This window comes from Pseudomonas sp. PME37.24/006 (genome assembly GCF_055556635.1).
Genome location: NZ_JBVHNL010000002.1, coordinates 1,101,515 through 1,120,750 on the forward strand (window position 1 = coordinate 1,101,515; position 19,236 = coordinate 1,120,750).

The following is a 19,236-nucleotide window of genomic DNA, read 5'->3' on the forward strand; positions in this document are numbered from 1 at the left end:
GAGGGCATATTTCAGCGCGGTTGCCGTTATATAAAGATTTGGTTACAGGGGAACTTTTTATTTCTTTTACGTCTATGCACGGAAATCAGCGCTGACGCAACCACTGCGCCAGCCAATGATCCGCACTCAGCCATCGCCCACCGCCACTGAAGAACAACACGACCAGCATCAGCAGATACGTTGCGGCAAACTCGATGCCGTTGTTGAGCACCACCAACTTGCCACTGCTGGTTAACCACTGGTAATTGCCGTGTTCCTTGAGCAACTCACGGGCCCGTGCAAGTTTCTCCACAGAGTCCGCGACGCGATCATTGGCGAATGGTGCACTGGCATCGGCAATCGCCTGCCAACCAAACGGCAGGTGTACAGCAAAGATCGCCACCAGCATGGTGACAATCAGCGGGATGCTCACCCAACGCACCGCCAGGCCAAATAACAACAGCAGCGCCCCTCCCGTCTCGGTCAACGCAGCAGCCCACGCCAGCAGTTGCGGGTATGGCAGGCCCAACCCCCAGTCCGGGTTACCGAACCAGGCAGCGGTCGCCTCTATATCCGCCAGCTTGTGCGTGCCAGCCATCCAGAACACCGGCGCCAGGTACAGGCGCAGCAGCAGTGGACCGATAAAATCCAGACGACGAGTAGCGTCCAGGGCATTCTGGAGACGATTGAAAGCAATCAGCATGATAAAACTCCACAAGCCGGCGCTGAGCGCCGTGGTTCGGATACAACGAGCAATCAGCAGTGCCAGATGTCCTGACGCTGCCAGTCATCCAGCAGGCGCTGGGCGCTGTCAAAGTACTGCGTGTCAGTTGTCAGTCCGTGCTGTTGCGCCAGGTCCAAGAGGGCTGATTGGGGACGAGCGCCACCCTGCAGGCGCACCGCCAGTTGGTAGGCGAACAGACTGAGCTGCATAAAGCGCACCTTGTCCTGAGTATCGCGCCAGACCAGTAGACAGGTCGGATCGCCGCACGGCCTGACCGGCTGAAAATCCACGCCAATGCGCTGCACCGGCCATTGATAAGCCAGCGGCCAGGCCAGTGAAGACCACCCCTGAGCAGGGATCTCGGCATCGCTGACATCCAAAGCGAGCTCCACCCATTCGTAATGCGCCAGTTCGAGGATAAATGGCGGATCGTCCGGCTCGGCGAGATAACCTTGCTGCAACCAGGCGAGAAACTCCTGGCTGATCTGCAGAAAATATGGCGCATCCGCTTGATGATCGGCGATAAAGCTGCGTACCAGACGCTGCCAGCGTGCGGCGTCCAGGACACGGTGCAGCACCGGGAACGCACCACTGATAAAGCCTTCGATATTGTTGAAAAACAACGCTTCATACACCGCCATGCGCTCAGCAGTAATGCCATCGAGCAGCGCTTGCTGCTCCGGCCGACGAATGCGTGCAGCGAACTGGCGTTGCAGCGCTACGCCACTCATGTGCCGTAACTGCGCAGCGGCGTCGCAGCAGTCTGCAACTGACGAATATGGGCCACCTCGGCATATAGCTCGGCAACCGGCGGAAAGTTGAAATCACGCTCCAGCAAGGTCGGCCGCACGCCATGTATGGCATAGGCCTGGGCAAGTAATGCCCAAACCGGGTCGATCACCGGGGCGCCATGGGTGTCGATTTTCAGGTCGCTGGCCTGGTCGTAATGCCCGGCCACATGCAGATAGGCAATCCGCGCACTGGGCATGGCGGCGATATAAGCCGATGCATCAACATTGAAATTGATGCTGTTGACGAAGACGTTATTGACGTCCAGCAACAGCTGACAGTCAGCCTCTTCCAGCACAGCCGCCACGAACGTCGCCTCATCTAGCTCGCCCGGCAACTGCGCGTAGGCCGATATGTTCTCGATGATTAGCGGACGCTCCAGTACGTCCTGAACGATGCGTATGCGCTTGGCGATACGCATAACCGACTCCTCGCAAAAGGGCAGCGGCATCAGGTCATATAACTGGCCATGATCGGCGCAGGCAGACAGATGCTCGCTGTAACCACTAACCCCGTGCAACGCGAGAAAGCCCTTGATGGCCTTGAGTAGCTCGATATCCAGCGGGGCAAAACCACCGAGGTTAAGGGACAGACCATGGCAGAGCAGCGGTAGGCGCTCGCTCAGGGCTCGCAACTGCTTACCCAGACGCCCGCCCACACCGATCCAGTTCTCCGGTGCTACTTCGAGGAAGTCCAGCTCGCGCCGGCTGCATGACTGCAACGTGCCAAGCAGGCCGCGGCGCAAGCCCAACCCAGCTCCCGTAACGAAATCCGTCTGCATGATCTGCACCCTACGCCCAGTTACTCGGCTTTCTTCATCTCACCACCGCATTTACCTTCGGCGTCCATCTTCGCTTCACCACCGCACTTACCCTCGGCGTCCATCTTCGTTTCACCACCGCACTTACCCTCAGCAGCCTTGCCTTCACCTTCGGTTTTCTTCATCTCGCCACCGCATTTGCCTTCGCCGCAGCTGCCCTCAGCCGATTTCTCACCAGCCGCCACGCTGTAACCGCTGCTCAACTCCTGAGCGGCGAAGGGGCTCTGGGTCGCCTGGGCGGAGAAAGTAGTCGCACTCAGCAGTGCAGCACCCAGGGAAGCGACAACGCTATTGAACTGTTTCATGGCCTATCTCCAGATGGTTGGAACGATGCCAACTGGCACCTTCACATCACTAGACGGCCACCTTGGTGGTACGTTACAGCGCGCTGAAAATTTTCTACAACACGGATCAGAGCACGCGCAGCAACCGGCACAGCGCTGCCGTCGAGCCGCTAGGCGAGGGGATGTAAAACACGAAAAAGGCCGTTGTGCACGGCCCTGCGGCGGCGGTTTAGCGCAACTCGCGGCGAGTTTTGGCGAGGCGATTGGCGAGCGCTTCGAGCTCGGCGCTGGCAGGATCGCTCATCTGCCGCAGCACCGCCTGGCTCAAGCGCATCTGCCGGATAAACCGCCGGCAATGCCCACACAGCGCCAAGTGGGTACGCACCGCCAGGCGGGAATGCAGGTTGAGTTGGCCATCGAGATAATCACTGGAATGCGCGACCAGCTCTTTGCATGTCAACATTGTCCGGTCTCCTCGAAGTGCTCCAGCGTGGCAAATACCTTCAAACGTGCACGGTGCAGCAGTACACGAGCATTGGAGAGCGAGATGTCCAAAAGATTACAGATGTCCTGAAGTTCCAGCCCTTGTTGTTCGCGCAACTGCAAGACGCTGCCCTGCAGCTCAGACAAGCTTGCGAGGGTTCGCGCCAAACAGTCACGCAACTCGGCCTCGGTCAACAGCGCCTCGGGGGTGTCCTGGTGCCAGGCATGAGGCGCGAGCAGCCAGTGCCCATCCTCGGCAAAGCGTGTGTCGTCGATGCTGCCGTGGGGAGACGGTAGATCATCCATCAAGACCTCGCGGCGGTTCTGGCGCAAGCGGGTCTTGGCGGTATTGGCGGTAATGGTCAGTAACCAGGTCTTGAGGCTTGAGCGCCCTTCAAATCCATCGAGGCTACGCACCACCGCCAGCCAGGCATCCTGCACGACTTCGTCGGCGTTACGGCTACCCACTATGGCATAGGCCACTGCACGCATAGCGCTTTGATAGCCGACTACCAGCTCGCGAAAAGCGCCTTGGTCACCGCCTCGTAAACGAGCCAGAAAAGCGGCTTCATCAGTCGACATAGGCACCGTCCTTTGTACCAGGCGTGATCAACGCTTGCGCAGGATCACGCTACCAATCGAGTAGCCCGCACCAAAGGAGCTGAGCACACCGAGCGAGCCGCTGGGCAGATCTTCGTGGTGCTTGTGCAGGGCGATCACCGAACCCGCCGAACTGGTATTGGCATAGCTATCGAGGATCACCGGCGCCTCGTGGGGTTCGGCATCACGGCCGAGCAGTTTGCGGGCAATCAAGTGGTTCATGTTGAGGTTGGCCTGGTGCAGCCAGAAGCGCTTCACATCCACCACGTCCAACTGGTTTTCCTGCAGGTGCGCCGCAATCAGTTCGGCCACCATAGGGCAGACTTCCTTGAACACCTTGCGACCTTCCTGCACGAACAGCTTGTCGCTGGCAGCCAGGCTAGCGGTTTCAGCAGCGCGGTTAAGGAAACCAAAGTTGTTGCGGATGTTGTTGGAGAACTGTGTCAGCAACTTGGTGCCAACCACCTCGAACTGGTGCGCTGAAGTCGCCAGATCGGCGCGCTCGATGATCACCGCCGTCGCGGCATCGCCGAAAATGAAATGGCTATCACGGTCACGGAAATTCAGGTGACTGGTGCAGATCTCCGGATTGACCATGAGAATCGCCCGCGCCTGGCCAAGCTGCACGCTGTTAACCGCCGCCTGAATGCCGAAAGTGGCCGAAGAGCAGGCCACGTTCATGTCATAACCAAAACCCTGGATGCCCAGTGCCGCTTGTACTTCAATAGCCACCGCCGGGTAGGCGCGCTGCAGGTTGGAACAGGCGACGATGACACCGTCGATATCGGCAGCAGTCTTGCCGGCACGGGCCAGCGCCTGCTCGGCAGCGGCCACCGCCATTTCGCAGAGAATCCCCCACTGCTCGTTATCGCGCTCGGGGATGGACGGCACCATGCGTTGCGGGTCGAGAATGCCCTGCTTGTCGATCACGAAACGGCTTTTAATGCCTGACGCTTTCTCGATGAAAGCGCTGTTCGATTCGCTCAATGCCTCGACCTCACCGCGGCCAATGGCTTCGGCATTATCGGCGTTGAACTGCTGGACGAAGGCATTGAAAGACGCCACCAACTCGTCGTTGGAAATGCTGTTGGCCGGGGTATACAGGCCCGTACCGCTGATGACGACGTTATGCACGTGTATTCCTCTTGTTCTTCGCCGTTCGCGGCGATAGTCAGGCAAAACCGCAGGGCGGCCAAGGGTGCCAATCGCGTGGCCGACAACAGCGTGCCGCCAGCGCAAACACCTTCATTACAGGCGTTCAAGTGTGCCACAGGCGCCCTGTTTTCGCCTGCCCCCGGATTAACAACGGCGCATGCGATACACGCCAGCCATCGACGAACGGGGCGCAGGGCGTCTACATTGCGGGCGCCACCCATGCGCCAAGGAGCCTGCATGAACCTGTCCCTGCTCAGTCGCTACGCCTTTTTCGCCTTCTGCGTGCTGTTCACCCTCACCAGCCTGGCTTTCTGGAGGCATGAATGGGTCTGGCCGCTGACCCTGGTCGGCGCCCTGCTGAGCCTGATTGGCGTGGGTGATCTGCTGCAGAAACGCCATGCCGTGCGCCGTAACTATCCAATTCTGGGCAACATCCGCTACCTGGTCGAGGGCATCCGCCCGGAGATCCGCCAATACCTGCTTGAAGGCGACAGCGAGCAGTTGCCTTTTTCCCGTGCCCAGCGCTCGCTGGTGTACGCACGGGCCAAGAACGAGGGTGGCGACAAACCCTTTGGTACGCTCATCGATGTTTACCAGAATGGCTTTCAGTTCATCAGCCACTCGATGCGCCCCGCACCGCTAAGCGACCCGGACAGTTTCCGGGTAATCATCGGCGGGCCGCAATGCAGCCAGCCCTACTCGGCCTCGCTGTTCAACATTTCCGCGATGAGTTTCGGCTCGCTCAGCGCCAACGCCATACGCGCCCTGAACCAGGGGGCCAAACTTGGCAATTTTGCTCACGACACCGGAGAGGGCAGCATCAGCAGCTATCACCGCGAGCACGACGGCGACCTGATCTGGGAGCTGGGCAGCGGCTACTTCGGCTGCCGCACGGCCTCGGGCACCTTCGACGCCGAACGCTTCGCCGAACAGGCACAAAGGCCTCAAGTAAGAATGATCGAGATCAAGCTGTCGCAGGGCGCCAAACCCGGCCACGGCGGGATACTGCCCAAGCACAAGATCACCCCGGAAATTGCCGAAACCCGTGGCGTGCCGATGGGTGAAGATTGCGTGTCGCCATCGCGCCACAGCGCCTTCTCGACCCCGATCGAACTGCTCCAGTTCATCGCCCGCCTGCGTGAGCTGTCGGGCGGCAAACCCGTTGGGTTCAAATTTTGCCTCGGCCATCCGTGGGAGTTCATGGGGATTGCCAAGGCCATGCTGGAAACCGGCATCCTGCCCGACTTCATCGTTATCGATGGCAAGGAAGGCGGCACAGGAGCGGCGCCCGTGGAGTTCACCGATCACCTTGGCGTACCGATGCGCGAGGGTTTGCTATTCGTGCACAACACGCTGGTCGGCCTGAATCTGCGTGACAAGATCAAGCTCGGCGCCAGTGGCAAGATCGTCAGCGCATTCGACATAGCCCGTGTACTGGCCATCGGCGCCGACTGGGCCAACTCGGCGCGCGGCTTCATGTTCGCCATTGGCTGCATTCAAAGCCAGAGTTGCCACACCAACAAATGCCCGACTGGAGTGGCGACCCAGGATCCGCTACGCCAGCGTGCACTGGTGGTCGACGACAAGGCCCAGCGGGTTTACAACTTCCATCGCAACACGCTCAAGGCGCTGGCGGAAATGCTCGCCGCTGCCGGCCTCGATCACCCAGCGCAGATGGACGCACGGCATTTGGTACAGCGCATGTCCGCGACGGAAATTCAGCTGTTTTCCCAGCAGCACGTATTCCTCAAGCCGGGTGAGTTGCTCAGCGGCAAGATAGAGGGAGAGTTCTACGCAAGGATGTGGAAAATGGCCCGCGCCGATAGCTTCGACGCGGCAGCCTGACGCGACGCCACTAAGGGCGTCGCGCCAGACCTGCGGATCAGCTCAGGCTGTCGTCGATCACCAGCACCAGCTTGCCGTTGACCTGATTGCCCTCCAGCGTAGCGAATGCCACTTGGGCCTCGGCAATCGGGAAGGTCTGCGCCAGTTGCGGCTTGAGCCGCCCCTCGCTGAACAGCGGCCATACGTATTGGCGCAGATCACGCAGCAGTTCAGCCTTGAACAGATCATCGCGGCTGCGTAGCGTCGAGCCGATCAACTGGATGCGCTTACCGAGCAGCAAGGCCATATCCAGCTCAGCCTTGCGACCGCCCATCAGGCCGATGTTCACCCAACGACCATCGAGCGCCAGCAGCTTGAGGTTCAGCGCGGCATAACTGGCACCCACTGGGTCGAGAATCACCTCGAAGGGCCCTACCTCGTGCAGCGCCTCAAGGCCTTCGCCGCCGCGAATCGCACCACCTGCGGCCCCGAGGCTCTCGCAGTACGCGAGCCGCTCGGCCGAGCCGACGCTGACCCAGCAGGCACTACCGAAAGCCTTGCACAGCTGGATCGCCGCCGAGCCAACGCCACTGGCGCCCGCATGCAGCAACACCTTCTCACCGGGTTTCAGGCCGGCCAGCTGGAACAGATTGAGCCAGGCCGTCGCGTAGACCTCCGGCAAGCCTGCCGCTTCGTGCAACGACACGCCTTCCGGCACGGGCAGTACATGGCGGGCGTCGACCACCACTTCTTCGGCCAAGCCGCCACCGGCCAGCAGGGCACAAACCCGGTCACCCACCTGCCAGTCGCAGCCGGCACCGACTTCACTGACGATACCGGCGCACTCCAGGCCGAGGATATCGCTGGCGCCCGGTGGCGGCGGATACAGCCCGGCACGCTGCAACAGATCGGCACGGTTCAGCCCCGCAGCCGCCACGCGAATGCGCACTTCACCCACATCACAGGCAGGAGTGGGACGTTGCACCCATTCCACCTGCCCTTCCACGCCTTGCAATGCTTTCACGCTGCCTCCATAGTGCATTTGAACCTAGCCCAGCGCTTCGCGCTGGGCTTTTGCATTGCGCCGATGGAACCTGGCGCCCTCAAAGACGGCCTAATATGCGTTATCAACTGTCCTCACGTCGAATCAGCATGAAGCGATCTCTTATCAGCGCCACCCTGGCCCTCGTTCTCGGGCTGGGCGCATTGCCCCTCGCAGCTAAAACCAGCCAAGCCGATCCGTGGGAATACCTGCAGCCTGATCGCGATCAGGTTATCGCCAGCCTGAACGTCGTCGAACTGCTGCAGCGTCATCACTACAGCAAGCCGCCGCTCGACAATGCACGCTCGGAGAAAATCTATCAGGGCTACCTGAAGATGCTCGATCCGTCGCGCAGCTATTTCACGGCCGCCGATATCGCCGAGTTCGACCGCTGGAAGGACAAGTTCGACGACCTGCTCAAGAAGGGCGATCTCGAACCAGGCTTCCACATTTATAAGCGTCAGCTCGAGCGCCAGCAGGGCCGCCTGACCTACGTCCAGGGGCTGCTGGCCAAGGGTGTCGACAAAATCGACTTCACGGTCAACGAAGACCTGCTGGTCGATCGTGAAAAAGCCCCTTGGGCCAAAGACGTTGCCGAACTGGACGAGCTGTGGCGCAAGCGCCTGAAAGACGAAGTGCTGCGCCTGAAAATCGCTGGTAAGGAGCCCAAGGCGATTCAGGAGCTGCTCACCAAACGCTACAAAGCCCAGCAGGCACGCCTGCAGCAGACCCGAGGCGAGGACGTGTTCCAGGCGTACATCAACGCCTTCGCCATGACCTACGACCCACACACCAACTACCTGTCACCGGACAGTGCAGAAAACTTCGACATCAATATGAGCCTCTCCCTCGAGGGCATTGGTGCCGTGCTGCAGAGCGATAACGAGCACGTCAAGGTGGTGCGCCTGGTGCCGGCCGGCCCGGCCGAGAAAACCAAGCAAATCTCCCCCGCAGACAAGATCGTTGGTGTCGCCCAGGGTGACGACGAGATGGTCGACGTGATCGGCTGGCGCCTCGATGAAGTGGTCAAGCTGATCCGCGGCCCCAAAGGCTCACGCGTACGCCTGGAGGTGATTCCGGCGAGCAATGCGCCGAATGACCAGACCAGCAAGGTGGTGAGCATCACCCGTGAGGCGGTCAAACTGGAAGAACAGGCGGCGAAGAAGTCCGTCCTCAAGATCGAGCAGGATGGTAAGCCCTATAGCCTGGGTGTGATCGAGATTCCGGCTTTCTATCTGGACTTCAAGGCGTTCCGCGCTGGCGATCCGGATTACAAGAGCACCACACGCGACGTCAAAAAACTGATCACCGAACTGCAGGCCGAGAAGGTCGACGGTATCGTCATTGATCTGCGCAACAACGGCGGAGGCTCGCTGCAGGAAGCCACCGAACTGACCGGCCTGTTCATCGACAAAGGCCCGACCGTACTGGTGCGCAACAGCGATGGCCGCGTCGACGTACTGGCTGATGAGCAAGAAGGTGCGTTCTACAAAGGCCCACTGGCACTGCTGGTCAACCGTCTGTCTGCCTCGGCTTCGGAAATTTTCGCCGGCGCCATGCAGGACTACCATCGCGCGCTGATCCTCGGTGGCCAGACCTTCGGCAAAGGCACCGTGCAGACCATACAGCCCTTGAACCATGGCGAGCTGAAGCTGACCCTGGCCAAGTTCTATCGCGTATCCGGGCAGAGTACCCAGCACCGCGGCGTGGTGCCGGACATCTCCTATCCCGACGTGATGGACAACAAGGAAATCGGCGAAAGCGCCCTGCCCGAAGCCATGCCGTGGGACAGCATCCGTCCAGCAATCAAACCCGAACTGGATCCGATCAAGCCGTTCTTGACCGAGTTGAAAAACCGTTACGACAGCCGTACGGCCGACAACCCGGACTTCAACTTCGCACGTGAGCGCCTGGCCCTGTCTCGCGAGCTGATGGCCGAGAAAACCGTCAGCCTCAACGAAACCAAGCGCCGCACCCAGCAGGCCGATATCGAGAAACGCCAACTGGTGATCGAGAATGCCCGCCGCAGCGCCAAGGGCGAAGAGCCGTTGACCGAGCTGAAGAAGGAAGACGAGGACGACACCCTGGCGCAGAGCGAGGAAGAGAAAAAGACCAAACCGGAAGACGACGCCTACCTGTCGGAAACCGGCCACATTCTGATCGACTACCTCAAGCTCAACACACGCCTGGCGAAGCAATAACCGGCAAGCGCTACTCAACAAGGGCGTCGTGAATACGACGCCCTTTTTTGTGCCCCATCGTTTCTCCCTACCTCGCCGTATCGGCCGCCGTCAAAAACTACTCCTTTATTTTTTGACGGCGTTCACCATTCATCAAACAGTCATCAATCTGTAGTGAAATCTCGAGCATCACGCGGTACTTACCCGCGCACGGTGCCCCTGCCGTGTGCTCGCTCCCGATTCGTACAGAGACCTGCCATGACCGTCACCGAGCAGTTGAGCGCACTGGGTCAAATCCTCGCGCACGGCGACCTGCATAGCCTGTTTCAGCCCATCGTGTCGCTCTCCGAGCGGCGCATTCTTGGCTATGAGGCGCTCACTCGCGGCCCGTCGAATAGCCCGCTGCACTCGCCCATCACGCTGTTCGCCGCGGCACGCCAAGCAGGTCTGCTCAACGAACTGGAACTGGCCTGCCGCAAGAGCGCATGCCGCCGCTTCAGCGAATTGAAACTGGATGGTCTGCTGTTTCTCAATGTATCGCCGGACTCGCTGCTCGACGCCGGTCACCAACCGGGCCGTACCCTGCAACTGCTGCAGACCTATGGTATTGCACCGAACAGAGTGGTTATCGAATTGACGGAGCAGTCGCCCACCGACGATTTCAACCTGCTCGACACCGCCCTGCATCACTACCGAGACATGGGGTTTTCCATCGCTTTGGACGACCTTGGTGCAGGCTATTCAAGCCTGCGTCTGTGGTCGGAGCTGCGTCCCGATTATGTGAAGATCGATCGACACTTCATCGATGGTATCCATCAGGATGCGGTCAAGCGTGAGTTCGTCGGTTCGATCCTGCAGATGGCCAAGGCTTCGCGCGCCAAGGTGATCGCCGAAGGGATCGAGCTCGAAGAAGAGCTCGCCGTCCTCTGCGAAATGGGTGTGGATCTGCTTCAAGGCTACCTGCTCTGTCGCCCTCAGGAACATCCACCCACTGACGCACGCACGTTGCTACCCGTTTTAGGTAGCTCACCGATCTCGCTCAGCGAAGAAGGCAGCGATCTAACCGCCCTGCTTAACGAGCACCCGGCCGTGTCCATCGCCACCCCCACCGCCGACGTGCTAGAAGCGTTCCGTGCCCAGGCTAACCTCAACTCGCTGGCGGTGCTGGACGAAGATCAGCGACCGGTGGGCATCGTGCATCGCCATTCGCTGTCGGAGGTACTGCTCAAACCCTTCGCCACCGAACTGTTCGCCCGCAAGCCGATCAGCCGGCTGATGAGCGACGACTTCCTCGCAGTGGAAATCAGCCAGTCGCTGCAGAAGGTCAGCCGCCTGCTAACCAGCCGTGCGCGCCAGCGTATAGAAGAGGATTTCGTGATTACCGTGGACGGTCGCTACCTGGGCCTCGGCCGGGTCATCGACGTGCTCAAACTGATCACCGAACTGAAGATCCAGCAGGCCCGTTACGCCAACCCGCTGACCCTGCTTCCCGGCAACGTCCCGATCCAGCAGTGCCTGACCCGGCTGTTGCAGCAGAGCCGTGAAGCGGTGATCTGCTACGTCGACATCGACAGTTTCAAACCTTTCAATGACCTGTACGGTTACGCCAAGGGCGACGAAGTGCTGCTATGCCTGGCGCATTGCCTGAACGAACGGATCGACCCGACACGCGACTTCGTCGGCCATATCGGCGGTGATGATTTCCTGCTGGTATTCGGCTCGAAGGACTGGCGCGCGCGCCTCAACCGGCTGCTGGAAGACTTTCAGGGACAGTGCCGGCGCTTCTATCTGGATGAGCATCTGGATGCCGGCTGCTTCGTCAGTCACAACCGCCAGGGGCTGCGCGAGGAGTTTCCACTGCTGTCTCTGTCACTCGGCGTCGTTCATCTGCATCCGCAACACTGCTCGCTGCTGGACGCCAGCGAGTTGGCCGGCCTGGCCTCGGAGGCCAAGCGCCATGCCAAAGCGGTGCCGGGTTACAGCCTGCACGTGATCGATACGCACACCCTGCAAGGCGCGATCACTCAGGGCTCTGCGGGATAATCGAACTCGAACACGCGGGTCACTTCAGCCGCATGCCAGGAGGCTGCAGCCACACCGTCGGAGGCACCGTCGAAGCGGCCCAGCCGGGTTACGCACTCGAAGAAACCGGTACGTGGCAGACGGCTGGCACTCTGGCTGATCACCAGAGCACTGCGTAGCGGGCGCTCGCTGCGGGCATCCAGCGCAGCCAAGTGCTCCAGGGCAGCGGTCAGGGTCTGCATGGCTGGTGCTGGTAGCGACAGGCGCTCGATCAGTGCGCGATAGGTCAGCAAGTGACGCTGCCGCCGGGCATCGTCCAGTGCGGCCAGCAGCGCGTCCCAGTGCACGCGGCTGATGCGCACGCTCATGCACCCGCCTCCCAGCCGGAGATGCCGAGTACCCAGGCCAGGGCCCGCAGAATCGCGGCATCGGGCTGCCGTTCGCCACTTTCGATCATGGCCAGGTAATGGGGGCTGATGCCCACGGCGCGGGCCAGCTCATCGCGGCTCAGGCCCTTGCCCTCGCGTAACTGGGCCAGTTGCGTCAGCGGCTTCGGCGCTTCGGTGACAGGCTGGGTCGACGGAGCGGCGACACTCTTGCCGGCGGCCTGCAGCAGCGCCTGATACTCGGCCCAAGGCAGCACGGCGTATTCCGGTTCTCCGTCACGCTCGATCACTTGTACATTCATGCATCGTTTCTCCGCGAGGCGCAGCATCCCTGTGCGTAATCCGGCCTGGGGCAAATCTGCCTGCCACGTTGTTTGCGCCATCTTATCAGCCATCTCGCCCGCAGCGCTCGTCGGGGATCACCGCCTGGGCGCACTTACTGTTGTACGGCGGCGGCACCCTGCATGAAGAACTGCATCAGCGAGGTGCCCATGCCCGCACGTGCCACACGCCCGCGACGCTCGCCATCGACCAGACCGAACAACAAGGAGGCGAAGAGCTCGGTCAGCACCGGCGCGCCGATGTCGATGCGAAACACGTTCTCACGCTGCCCGCGCAGAAAAAATTGATCCAGCGCATTGGTATAGGGCAGCCAGCGCGCATCTTCGCCGCACTCGTCCAGCGAGTCGGGGCGCCATTGGAAGATCAGGAACACCAGCAACTCACGATGCACAAGGTGCCCGTCGACCAGACGCTGCAGAGCGTCCTGCGGTGGTGCGTTCTGCAGATCGGCATCGGCGATGAGCTGATTCATGACCACCGAGCCATAATCGAAGAGCATTTCGATCAGGTTGTCGCGAGTTCCGCAGAAACGGTTGAGCGTCGCCTTGCTCACCCCGGCAGCCTGGGCTATTTCCTTGAAGGTGCCACGCGGGTGCTCGACGATGGCGACCGCGAGGGCCTTGAGCAATTTTTCTTCAGCAGCAGGTCTAACCATCAAATCCAGTCTTCATTCGGGCGTCGGCAACGGCGCGTCATTGTGCAGGAAAAACCTTTTTCCTCAAGGGGACTATCTACTTTGTCCACAAAAACTGCAAATGAGCCAATATTGACTCATTTGCAGTTATACACGATCATCCGCGCCTTTCGAGTACTAACTAAATGGGCTGCGCCCCAGGTGAAGCATGAGCACGATTCGCGAGCGTTGCGTTTTTTCGGCGATAACCCTTTTGGTGGCGATCAGCCTCGCCGGCTGTGACAAGGGCGAGCAAGGCTGGGGGGAGGCGCCGCCCCGCGAAGTCGACGTGCTTACCGTCAAGACCGAGCCCTTCACCGTCGTCGCCGAGCTGCCGGGCCGTATCGAGCCCGTACGCGTTGCCGAAGTGCGCGCTCGGGTCGCCGGTATCGTGCTCAAGCGTACCTTCGAGGAAGGCGCCGACGTTAAGGCGGGCGACCTGCTGTTCCAGATCGATCCCGCGCCGTTCAAGGCTGCGCTGTCTCGTGCTCAGGGCGAACTGGCCCGCGCCGAAGCGCAGCTGTTCCAGGCTCAAGCCACCGTCAAACGCTACGAGCCGCTGGTCAAGATAGACGCCGTCAGCCAACAGGACTTCGACGTCGCCCGCGCCGCGCTGCAAAGCGCTCAGGCCGACAAGCGCTCGGCCCAGGCCAACGTGGAAACCGCGCAGTTGGACGTAGGTTATGCACAAGTGCGCGCCCCCATCGCCGGGCGTATCGGCCGTGCGCAAGTTACCGAAGGCGCACTGGTCGGCCAGGGCGAAACCACCCTGCTCGCACGTATCCAGCAACTCGACCCGGTTTACGCCGACTTCACTCAGCCAGCTGCAGATGCCTTGCGCCTGCGCGCCGCCATTGCCGACGGCAAGGTGTCCGGTGACGGCGACAAGACACTGTCGCTGAGCGTCGACGGCACCGATATCGAGAGCAAAGGCACCCTGCTGTTCACCGATATCTCCGTAGACCGCAGCACCGGCCAGATCGCCCTGCGCGGGCGCTTCGACAATCCGAATGGCGTGTTGCTGCCGGGCATGTACGTGCGCGTGCGCACCCCGCAGGGCCTCGATCAGGACGCCATTCTGGTGCCGCAACGCGCCGTACAGCGTTCCGCGGACGGCAAGGCCAGCGTAATGCTGCTGGGCGCCGAGAACACCGTGGAAGCGCGTCCGGTGACCACCGGCAGCATGCAGGGCGCGCGCTGGCAGATCACCGAAGGCCTGAAGGCCGGCGACCAGATCATCACCAGCTCCCTGGCGGCAATCCGACCGGGCGCCAAAGTCGTGCCGCGCCAGCCAGGCGCTGAAACGCAGAACGACACCACTCCCCAGGCGCAATAAGTCGGAGCAACGACATGTCCTTGTTTTTTATCCGGCGCCCCAACTTTGCCTGGGTAGTCGCTCTGTTCATCACGATGGGCGGCTTGCTGGCCATTCCGTTTCTGCCGGTGGCGCAATACCCCAACGTGGCTCCGCCGCAGATCACCGTTACCGCCACCTACCCAGGCGCTTCGGCGCAGGTGCTGACCGACTCGGTCACCAGCGTGATCGAGGAAGAGCTCAACGGCGCGAAGAATCTGCTGTACTTCGAGTCCACCAGCAACGCCAACGGTATCGCTGAAATCACCGTGACCTTCCAGCCGGGCACCGATCCCGAGCTGGCCCAGGTCGACGTGCAGAACCGACTGAAACGTGCCGAGGCACGCATGCCTCAGGCCGTGCTCACCCTTGGTATCCAGACCGAGCAGGCCACTGCCGGCTTTCTGCTGATCTACGCACTGAGCTACAAGGATGGTAGCGCCGACGCCGACACCACCGCCCTGGCCGACTATGCAGCGCGCAATATCAACAACGAGATCCGCCGGGTGCCGGGTGTCGGCAAGCTGCAGTTCTTCGCCTCCGAAGCCGCCATGCGCGTATGGATCGACCCGCAGAAGCTGGTCGGTTATGGCCTGTCGATCGACGACGTCAACAACGCCATCCGCGGCCAGAACGTCCAAGTCCCGGCCGGCGCCTTCGGTAGCACGCCGGGTACGGCGGAACAGGAGCTGACCGCGACCCTGGCGGTCAAGGGCACCCTGGATAACCCGGAAGAGTTCGCCGCCATCGTGCTGCGCGCCAACCAGGACGGCTCACGCCTGACCCTGGGCGATGTCGCACGCATCGAAATCGGCAGCCAGGACTACAACTTCGGCTCACGCCAGGACGGTAAACCGGCCGTGGCCGCCGCCGTGCAACTGGCACCGGGCGCCAATGCCATCCAGACCGCCGAAGCGGTCAAGCAGCGCCTTACCGAGCTGTCGGCCAACTTCCCGGACAACGTGCAGTTCTCCATGCCGTACGACACCTCGCGGTTCGTAGACGTGGCCATCGACAAGGTCATCATGACCCTGGCCGAAGCCATGGTGCTGGTGTTCCTGGTGATGTTCCTGTTCCTGCAGAACGTGCGTTACACGCTTATTCCGTCCATCGTGGTGCCGGTGTGCCTGCTCGGTACGTTGACCTTCATGTACCTGCTCGGTTTCTCGGTGAACATGATGACCATGTTCGGCATGGTGCTGGCCATCGGTATTCTGGTGGACGATGCCATCGTGGTAGTGGAGAACGTCGAACGGATCATGGCCGAAGAAGGCCTGGAGCCCGTACCGGCGACCATCAAGGCGATGGGCCAGGTCTCCGGGGCGATCCTCGGCATCACCCTGGTGCTGTCGGCGGTGTTCCTGCCACTGGCGTTCATGTCCGGCTCGGTGGGTGTGATCTACCAGCAGTTCTCGCTGTCACTGGCAGTATCGATCCTGTTCTCGGGCTTCCTGGCGCTGACCTTCACGCCCGCGCTGTGCGCCACCCTGCTCAAGCCAATCCCCCAGGGGCACCACGAAAAGACCGGTTTCTTTGGCTGGTTCAACCGTAAGTTCACCGGCCTGACCGGGCGTTACACGAAACTCAACAGCAAACTGGTGCCGCGCGCCGGGCGCTTCATGTTCGTCTACCTGGGCATCGTGATTCTGATGGGCTTCTTCTACCTGCGCTTGCCGGAATCCTTCGTGCCGGTCGAAGACCAGGGCTACATGATCGTCGATATCCAGCTGCCTCCGGGCGCCACCCGCGAGCGCACCTCGTCGACCGCCAAGGAGCTGGAGCAATTCCTCGCCACTCGTGAAGCCGTAGCGACTTCGTTCGTGGTGCTGGGCTTCAGCTTCTCGGGCATGGGTGAAAACGCCGCCATCGCTTTCCCGCTACTCAAGGACTGGTCCGAGCGTAACGACGAACAATCGGTGCAAGCCGAAACCGCGGCGGTCAACGGGCGCTTCGCCAACCTGGACGACGGCGCCATGATGGCTGTTCCACCGCCGCCTATCGAAGGGTTGGGCAACTCGGGTGGTTTCTCCTTGCGCCTGCAAGACCGGGGTGGTCTGGGCCGTGAAGCGCTGCTCGCGGCGCGTGACGAAGTGCTGGGCAAGGTCAACGGTAATCCGTTGTTCCTGTACGGCATGATGGAGGGCCTGGCCGAAGCGCCACAGTTGCGCCTGATCATCGACCGCGATCAGGCACGCGCTCAGGGCGTCAGCTTCGAGTCGATCAGCAGTGCGCTGTCTACCGCGTTCGGCTCCTCAGTGATCAACGATTTCGCCAACGCCGGTCGCCAGCAGCGCGTCGTCGTGCAAGCCGAGCAAGCTGCGCGGATGACGCCAGACAGCGTACTCAAGCTGCACGTGCCCAACGACAGCGGCAGCCTGGTACCGCTGAGCGCCTTCGTGACCACGCAGTGGGAAGAAGGCCCGACACAGGTTGCCCGCTACAACGGTTATCCGTCGATCCGCATTTCCGGCGACGCCGCCCCTGGCGTCAGCACCGGCGAGGCCATGGCCGAACTGGAACGCATCGCTGGCGACCTGCCGGAAGGCATCGGCTACGAGTGGACGGGCCTGTCCTATCAGGAGAAGGTCGCCAGCGGCCAGGCGGTGATTCTCTTCGCCCTGGCCATCGTGGTGGTCTTCCTGCTGCTGGTCGCCCTTTACGAGAGCTGGGCGATTCCGCTGACGGTGATGCTCATCGTACCGGTCGGCGCACTCGGCGCGGTGCTTGCGGTGACGGCCATCGGCCTGCCCAACGATGTGTACTTCAAGGTCGGCCTGATCACCGTGATCGGCCTGGCGGCGAAGAACGCCATCCTTATCGTCGAGTTCGCCAAGGATCTGTGGGAGGAAGGTTACTCCCTGCGCGATGCCGCCATCGAAGCAGCACGCCTGCGCTTCCGGCCAATCATCATGACCTCCATGGCCTTCATGCTCGGCGTGGTCCCCCTGGTGATCGCGAGCGGCGCCGGTGCTGCCAGCCAGCGCGCCATCGGTACCGGGGTGCTGGGCGGCATGTTCAGCGCGACCTTGCTCGGGGTGATCTTCGTGCCGATCTTCTTCGTCTGGGTGCTCTCGCTGCTGCGTACCAAGGCCAAGCAAACCGACAATCACCCACTGCACAAAGCGGAGTAATGCCATGACCTCCCAAATCATGCTGCGCCCCGCCCTACTGGCAATGGCCATCGCCCTCGGAGGTTGTTCCCTGGCCCCTCATTACGAGCGGCCGGATGCGCCGGTCGCCGAGCAATGGACGGCCGCGAGCACAGCCGGCACTCGCGCGGATGCGTTGGACTGGCAGACCTTTATCGTCGATGCCGACCTGCGCCGTGCGGTGGACACCGCTCTGAGCAATAACCGTAGCCTGCGCCAGGCGCTGCTGGATATCGAAGCGGCGCGCGCCCAGTACCGTATCCAGCGCGCCGACCGCCTGCCGTCGATCAACGCCAACGCCGCCGGCAACCGCCAGCGCTTGCCCGCCGATCAGTCGCAGACCGGGCGCTCCGAGGTGACCAGCGTCTATCAGGTCGGCGTGGGCCTGGCCGAGTACGAGGTCGACCTGTTCGGTCGCGTGCGCAACCTCTCCGAGGCGGCGCTGGAAACCTACCTGGCCACCGAGGAAGCGACCCGTGCCACGCAGATCAGCCTGATCGCCGAAGTGATCCAGGCCTACCTGACCCGCGACGGCGCATTGCGCCGCAGGGCACTGATCGAACAGACCCTGGACAGCCGCCTGGCCTCGCTGGATCTGGTCAGCAGACGCCGCGAAGCCGGTACCGCTACGGCGCTGGATTATCAGGAAGCCGTCGGCCTGGCCGAGCAGGCCAAGGCCGAACGCGAAAGTACCGAGCGTCAGCTGCGCCAGGCGGACAACGCCCTGGTGCTGCTGCTCGGCACGCCGGACGTGGAGCGATTGCTGCCCGCCAAACCGCGCGACAACCTGATGGTGCTGCAAGACATCGCTCCAGGCACCACCTCGGCATTGATCGAGCGGCGTCCGGACATTCTGGCCAGCGAACACCGCCTCAAGGCAAGTAATGCCGATATCGGTGCCGCCCGTGCAGCGTTCTTCCCACGCATCACCCTGGCCGGCTCGGTAGGCAGTTCCAGCACCGAGCTGTCGGGGCTGTTCGATGGCGGCTCGCGGGCCTGGAGCTTCGCGCCGAGCCTGTCGCTGCCGATCTTCGCCGGCGGCCGTAACCGCGCCAACCTGAACCTCGCCGAAGTCCGCCAGGACGCGGCGGTGGCAGACTACGAAGGCACCATCCAGACCGCCTTCCGGGAAGTCGCCGACGCCCTCGCCGCCACCGACACGCTGCGTCGCGAGGAGGCCGCGCGGCGTGCGCTGGCGGACTCCAGCCGGGCTGCGGAAACCCTAGCCGAAGCACGCTACCGAGGCGGCGTGGACGACCACCTGCGTTACCTCGACGCGCAGCGCAGCAGCTTCACCGACCAGACCACCCTGATCCAGATCAGCACCGAGCGGCAACTCGCCCTGGCCGATCTGTTCAGGACCCTGGGCGGTGGCTGGGCGGGCGATGGCGTGGCCAGGGCGGATACGTCTTCACCCGTGCAACGCTGAT

General features: G+C 61.8%; 17 protein-coding genes. 6 read left to right on the forward strand and 11 right to left on the reverse strand.

Translation table 11 applies throughout. The features are described 5' to 3' along the window. Positions 1-85: 85 nt before the first annotated feature. The 7 genes from ACZ3GY_RS10660 to ACZ3GY_RS10690 form a co-directional block, all read right to left on the reverse strand. A complete protein-coding gene (locus tag ACZ3GY_RS10660; RefSeq protein WP_465909985.1) occupies positions 86-682 on the reverse strand; it encodes an HvfX family Cu-binding RiPP maturation protein in 597 nt (198 codons plus the stop codon). Between the two features lie 53 nt (positions 683-735). Further along, on the reverse strand, positions 736-1,434 hold the full coding sequence (locus ACZ3GY_RS10665) for an HvfC family RiPP maturation protein (RefSeq protein ID WP_465909986.1): 699 nt from the start codon (positions 1,432-1,434) through the stop codon (positions 736-738). Next, positions 1,431-2,273, reverse strand: coding sequence for an HvfB family MNIO-type RiPP peptide maturase (locus ACZ3GY_RS10670; protein ID WP_465909987.1), 843 nt, complete (start codon positions 2,271-2,273; stop codon positions 1,431-1,433). The genes ACZ3GY_RS10665 and ACZ3GY_RS10670 overlap by 4 nt, the downstream gene beginning before the upstream one ends. Before the next feature lie 20 nt (positions 2,274-2,293). Beyond that, positions 2,294-2,617: an HvfA family oxazolone/thioamide-modified RiPP metallophore gene (locus tag ACZ3GY_RS10675; RefSeq protein ID WP_465909988.1), complete on the reverse strand. Its 324-nt coding sequence runs from the start codon at positions 2,615-2,617 to the stop codon at positions 2,294-2,296. Positions 2,618-2,825: 208 nt separating this feature from the next. Further along, positions 2,826-3,059 (reverse strand): anti-sigma factor family protein, encoded by a 234-nt coding sequence (locus ACZ3GY_RS10680; protein WP_465909989.1) that lies wholly within the window; start codon positions 3,057-3,059, stop codon positions 2,826-2,828. Beyond that, a complete protein-coding gene (locus ACZ3GY_RS10685; protein ID WP_463564273.1) occupies positions 3,053-3,661 on the reverse strand; it encodes an RNA polymerase sigma factor in 609 nt (202 codons plus the stop codon). The genes ACZ3GY_RS10680 and ACZ3GY_RS10685 overlap by 7 nt, the downstream gene beginning before the upstream one ends. 27 nt (positions 3,662-3,688) lie before the next feature. Then, positions 3,689-4,813, reverse strand: coding sequence for a beta-ketoacyl-ACP synthase III (locus ACZ3GY_RS10690; protein ID WP_463564272.1), 1,125 nt, complete (start codon positions 4,811-4,813; stop codon positions 3,689-3,691). Between the two features lie 258 nt (positions 4,814-5,071). On the opposite strand from ACZ3GY_RS10690, the gene ACZ3GY_RS10695 reads away from it, so the two are divergent. After that, the gene (locus ACZ3GY_RS10695) at positions 5,072-6,679 is read left to right on the forward strand and encodes an FMN-binding glutamate synthase family protein (protein WP_463564271.1); all 1,608 of its coding nucleotides are present in this window, start codon (positions 5,072-5,074) and stop codon (positions 6,677-6,679) included. Between the two features lie 37 nt (positions 6,680-6,716). On the opposite strand, the gene ACZ3GY_RS10700 is transcribed toward ACZ3GY_RS10695, so the two are convergent. Beyond that, the gene (locus ACZ3GY_RS10700; RefSeq protein WP_465909991.1) at positions 6,717-7,682 is read right to left on the reverse strand and encodes an NAD(P)H-quinone oxidoreductase; all 966 of its coding nucleotides are present in this window, start codon (positions 7,680-7,682) and stop codon (positions 6,717-6,719) included. Positions 7,683-7,810: 128 nt separating this feature from the next. Between ACZ3GY_RS10700 and ACZ3GY_RS10705 the strand changes: the two genes are divergently transcribed. Beyond that, positions 7,811-9,901 carry a carboxy terminal-processing peptidase gene (locus ACZ3GY_RS10705; protein ID WP_463566218.1) on the forward strand — a complete coding sequence of 697 codons (2,091 nt, stop codon included), beginning with the start codon at positions 7,811-7,813 and terminating at the stop codon, positions 9,899-9,901. Between the two features lie 237 nt (positions 9,902-10,138). After that, complete coding sequence (locus tag ACZ3GY_RS10710) at positions 10,139-11,923, forward strand: bifunctional diguanylate cyclase/phosphodiesterase (RefSeq protein WP_465909992.1); 1,785 nt, start codon at positions 10,139-10,141, stop codon at positions 11,921-11,923. Here the strand turns inward: ACZ3GY_RS10710 and ACZ3GY_RS10715 are convergent. The 3 genes from ACZ3GY_RS10715 to ACZ3GY_RS10725 form a co-directional block, all read right to left on the reverse strand. Further along, positions 11,905-12,270, reverse strand: a complete 366-nt coding sequence (locus ACZ3GY_RS10715; protein ID WP_463564268.1) for a hypothetical protein — start codon at positions 12,268-12,270, stop codon at positions 11,905-11,907. The two genes, ACZ3GY_RS10710 and ACZ3GY_RS10715, sit on opposite strands and share 19 nt — an antisense overlap. Further along, positions 12,267-12,590: a helix-turn-helix domain-containing protein gene (locus ACZ3GY_RS10720; RefSeq protein ID WP_463564267.1), complete on the reverse strand. Its 324-nt coding sequence runs from the start codon at positions 12,588-12,590 to the stop codon at positions 12,267-12,269. Before ACZ3GY_RS10720 ends, ACZ3GY_RS10715 begins: the two co-directional genes overlap by 4 nt. Before the next feature lie 134 nt (positions 12,591-12,724). Then, the gene (locus ACZ3GY_RS10725; protein WP_463564266.1) at positions 12,725-13,285 is read right to left on the reverse strand and encodes a TetR/AcrR family transcriptional regulator; all 561 of its coding nucleotides are present in this window, start codon (positions 13,283-13,285) and stop codon (positions 12,725-12,727) included. A gap of 187 nt (positions 13,286-13,472) precedes the next feature. On the opposite strand from ACZ3GY_RS10725, the gene ACZ3GY_RS10730 reads away from it, so the two are divergent. The 3 genes from ACZ3GY_RS10730 to ACZ3GY_RS10740 are packed head-to-tail and all read left to right on the forward strand — an operon-like array spanning position 13,473 to position 19,235. After that, positions 13,473-14,639 (forward strand): efflux RND transporter periplasmic adaptor subunit, encoded by a 1,167-nt coding sequence (locus tag ACZ3GY_RS10730; RefSeq protein ID WP_465909993.1) that lies wholly within the window; start codon positions 13,473-13,475, stop codon positions 14,637-14,639. 14 nt (positions 14,640-14,653) lie between these two features. After that, positions 14,654-17,788 (forward strand): multidrug efflux RND transporter permease subunit, encoded by a 3,135-nt coding sequence (locus ACZ3GY_RS10735; RefSeq protein ID WP_463566217.1) that lies wholly within the window; start codon positions 14,654-14,656, stop codon positions 17,786-17,788. Between the two features lie 4 nt (positions 17,789-17,792). Further along, on the forward strand, positions 17,793-19,235 hold the full coding sequence (locus ACZ3GY_RS10740; protein ID WP_465909994.1) for an efflux transporter outer membrane subunit: 1,443 nt from the start codon (positions 17,793-17,795) through the stop codon (positions 19,233-19,235). Position 19,236 lies beyond the last annotated feature (1 nt).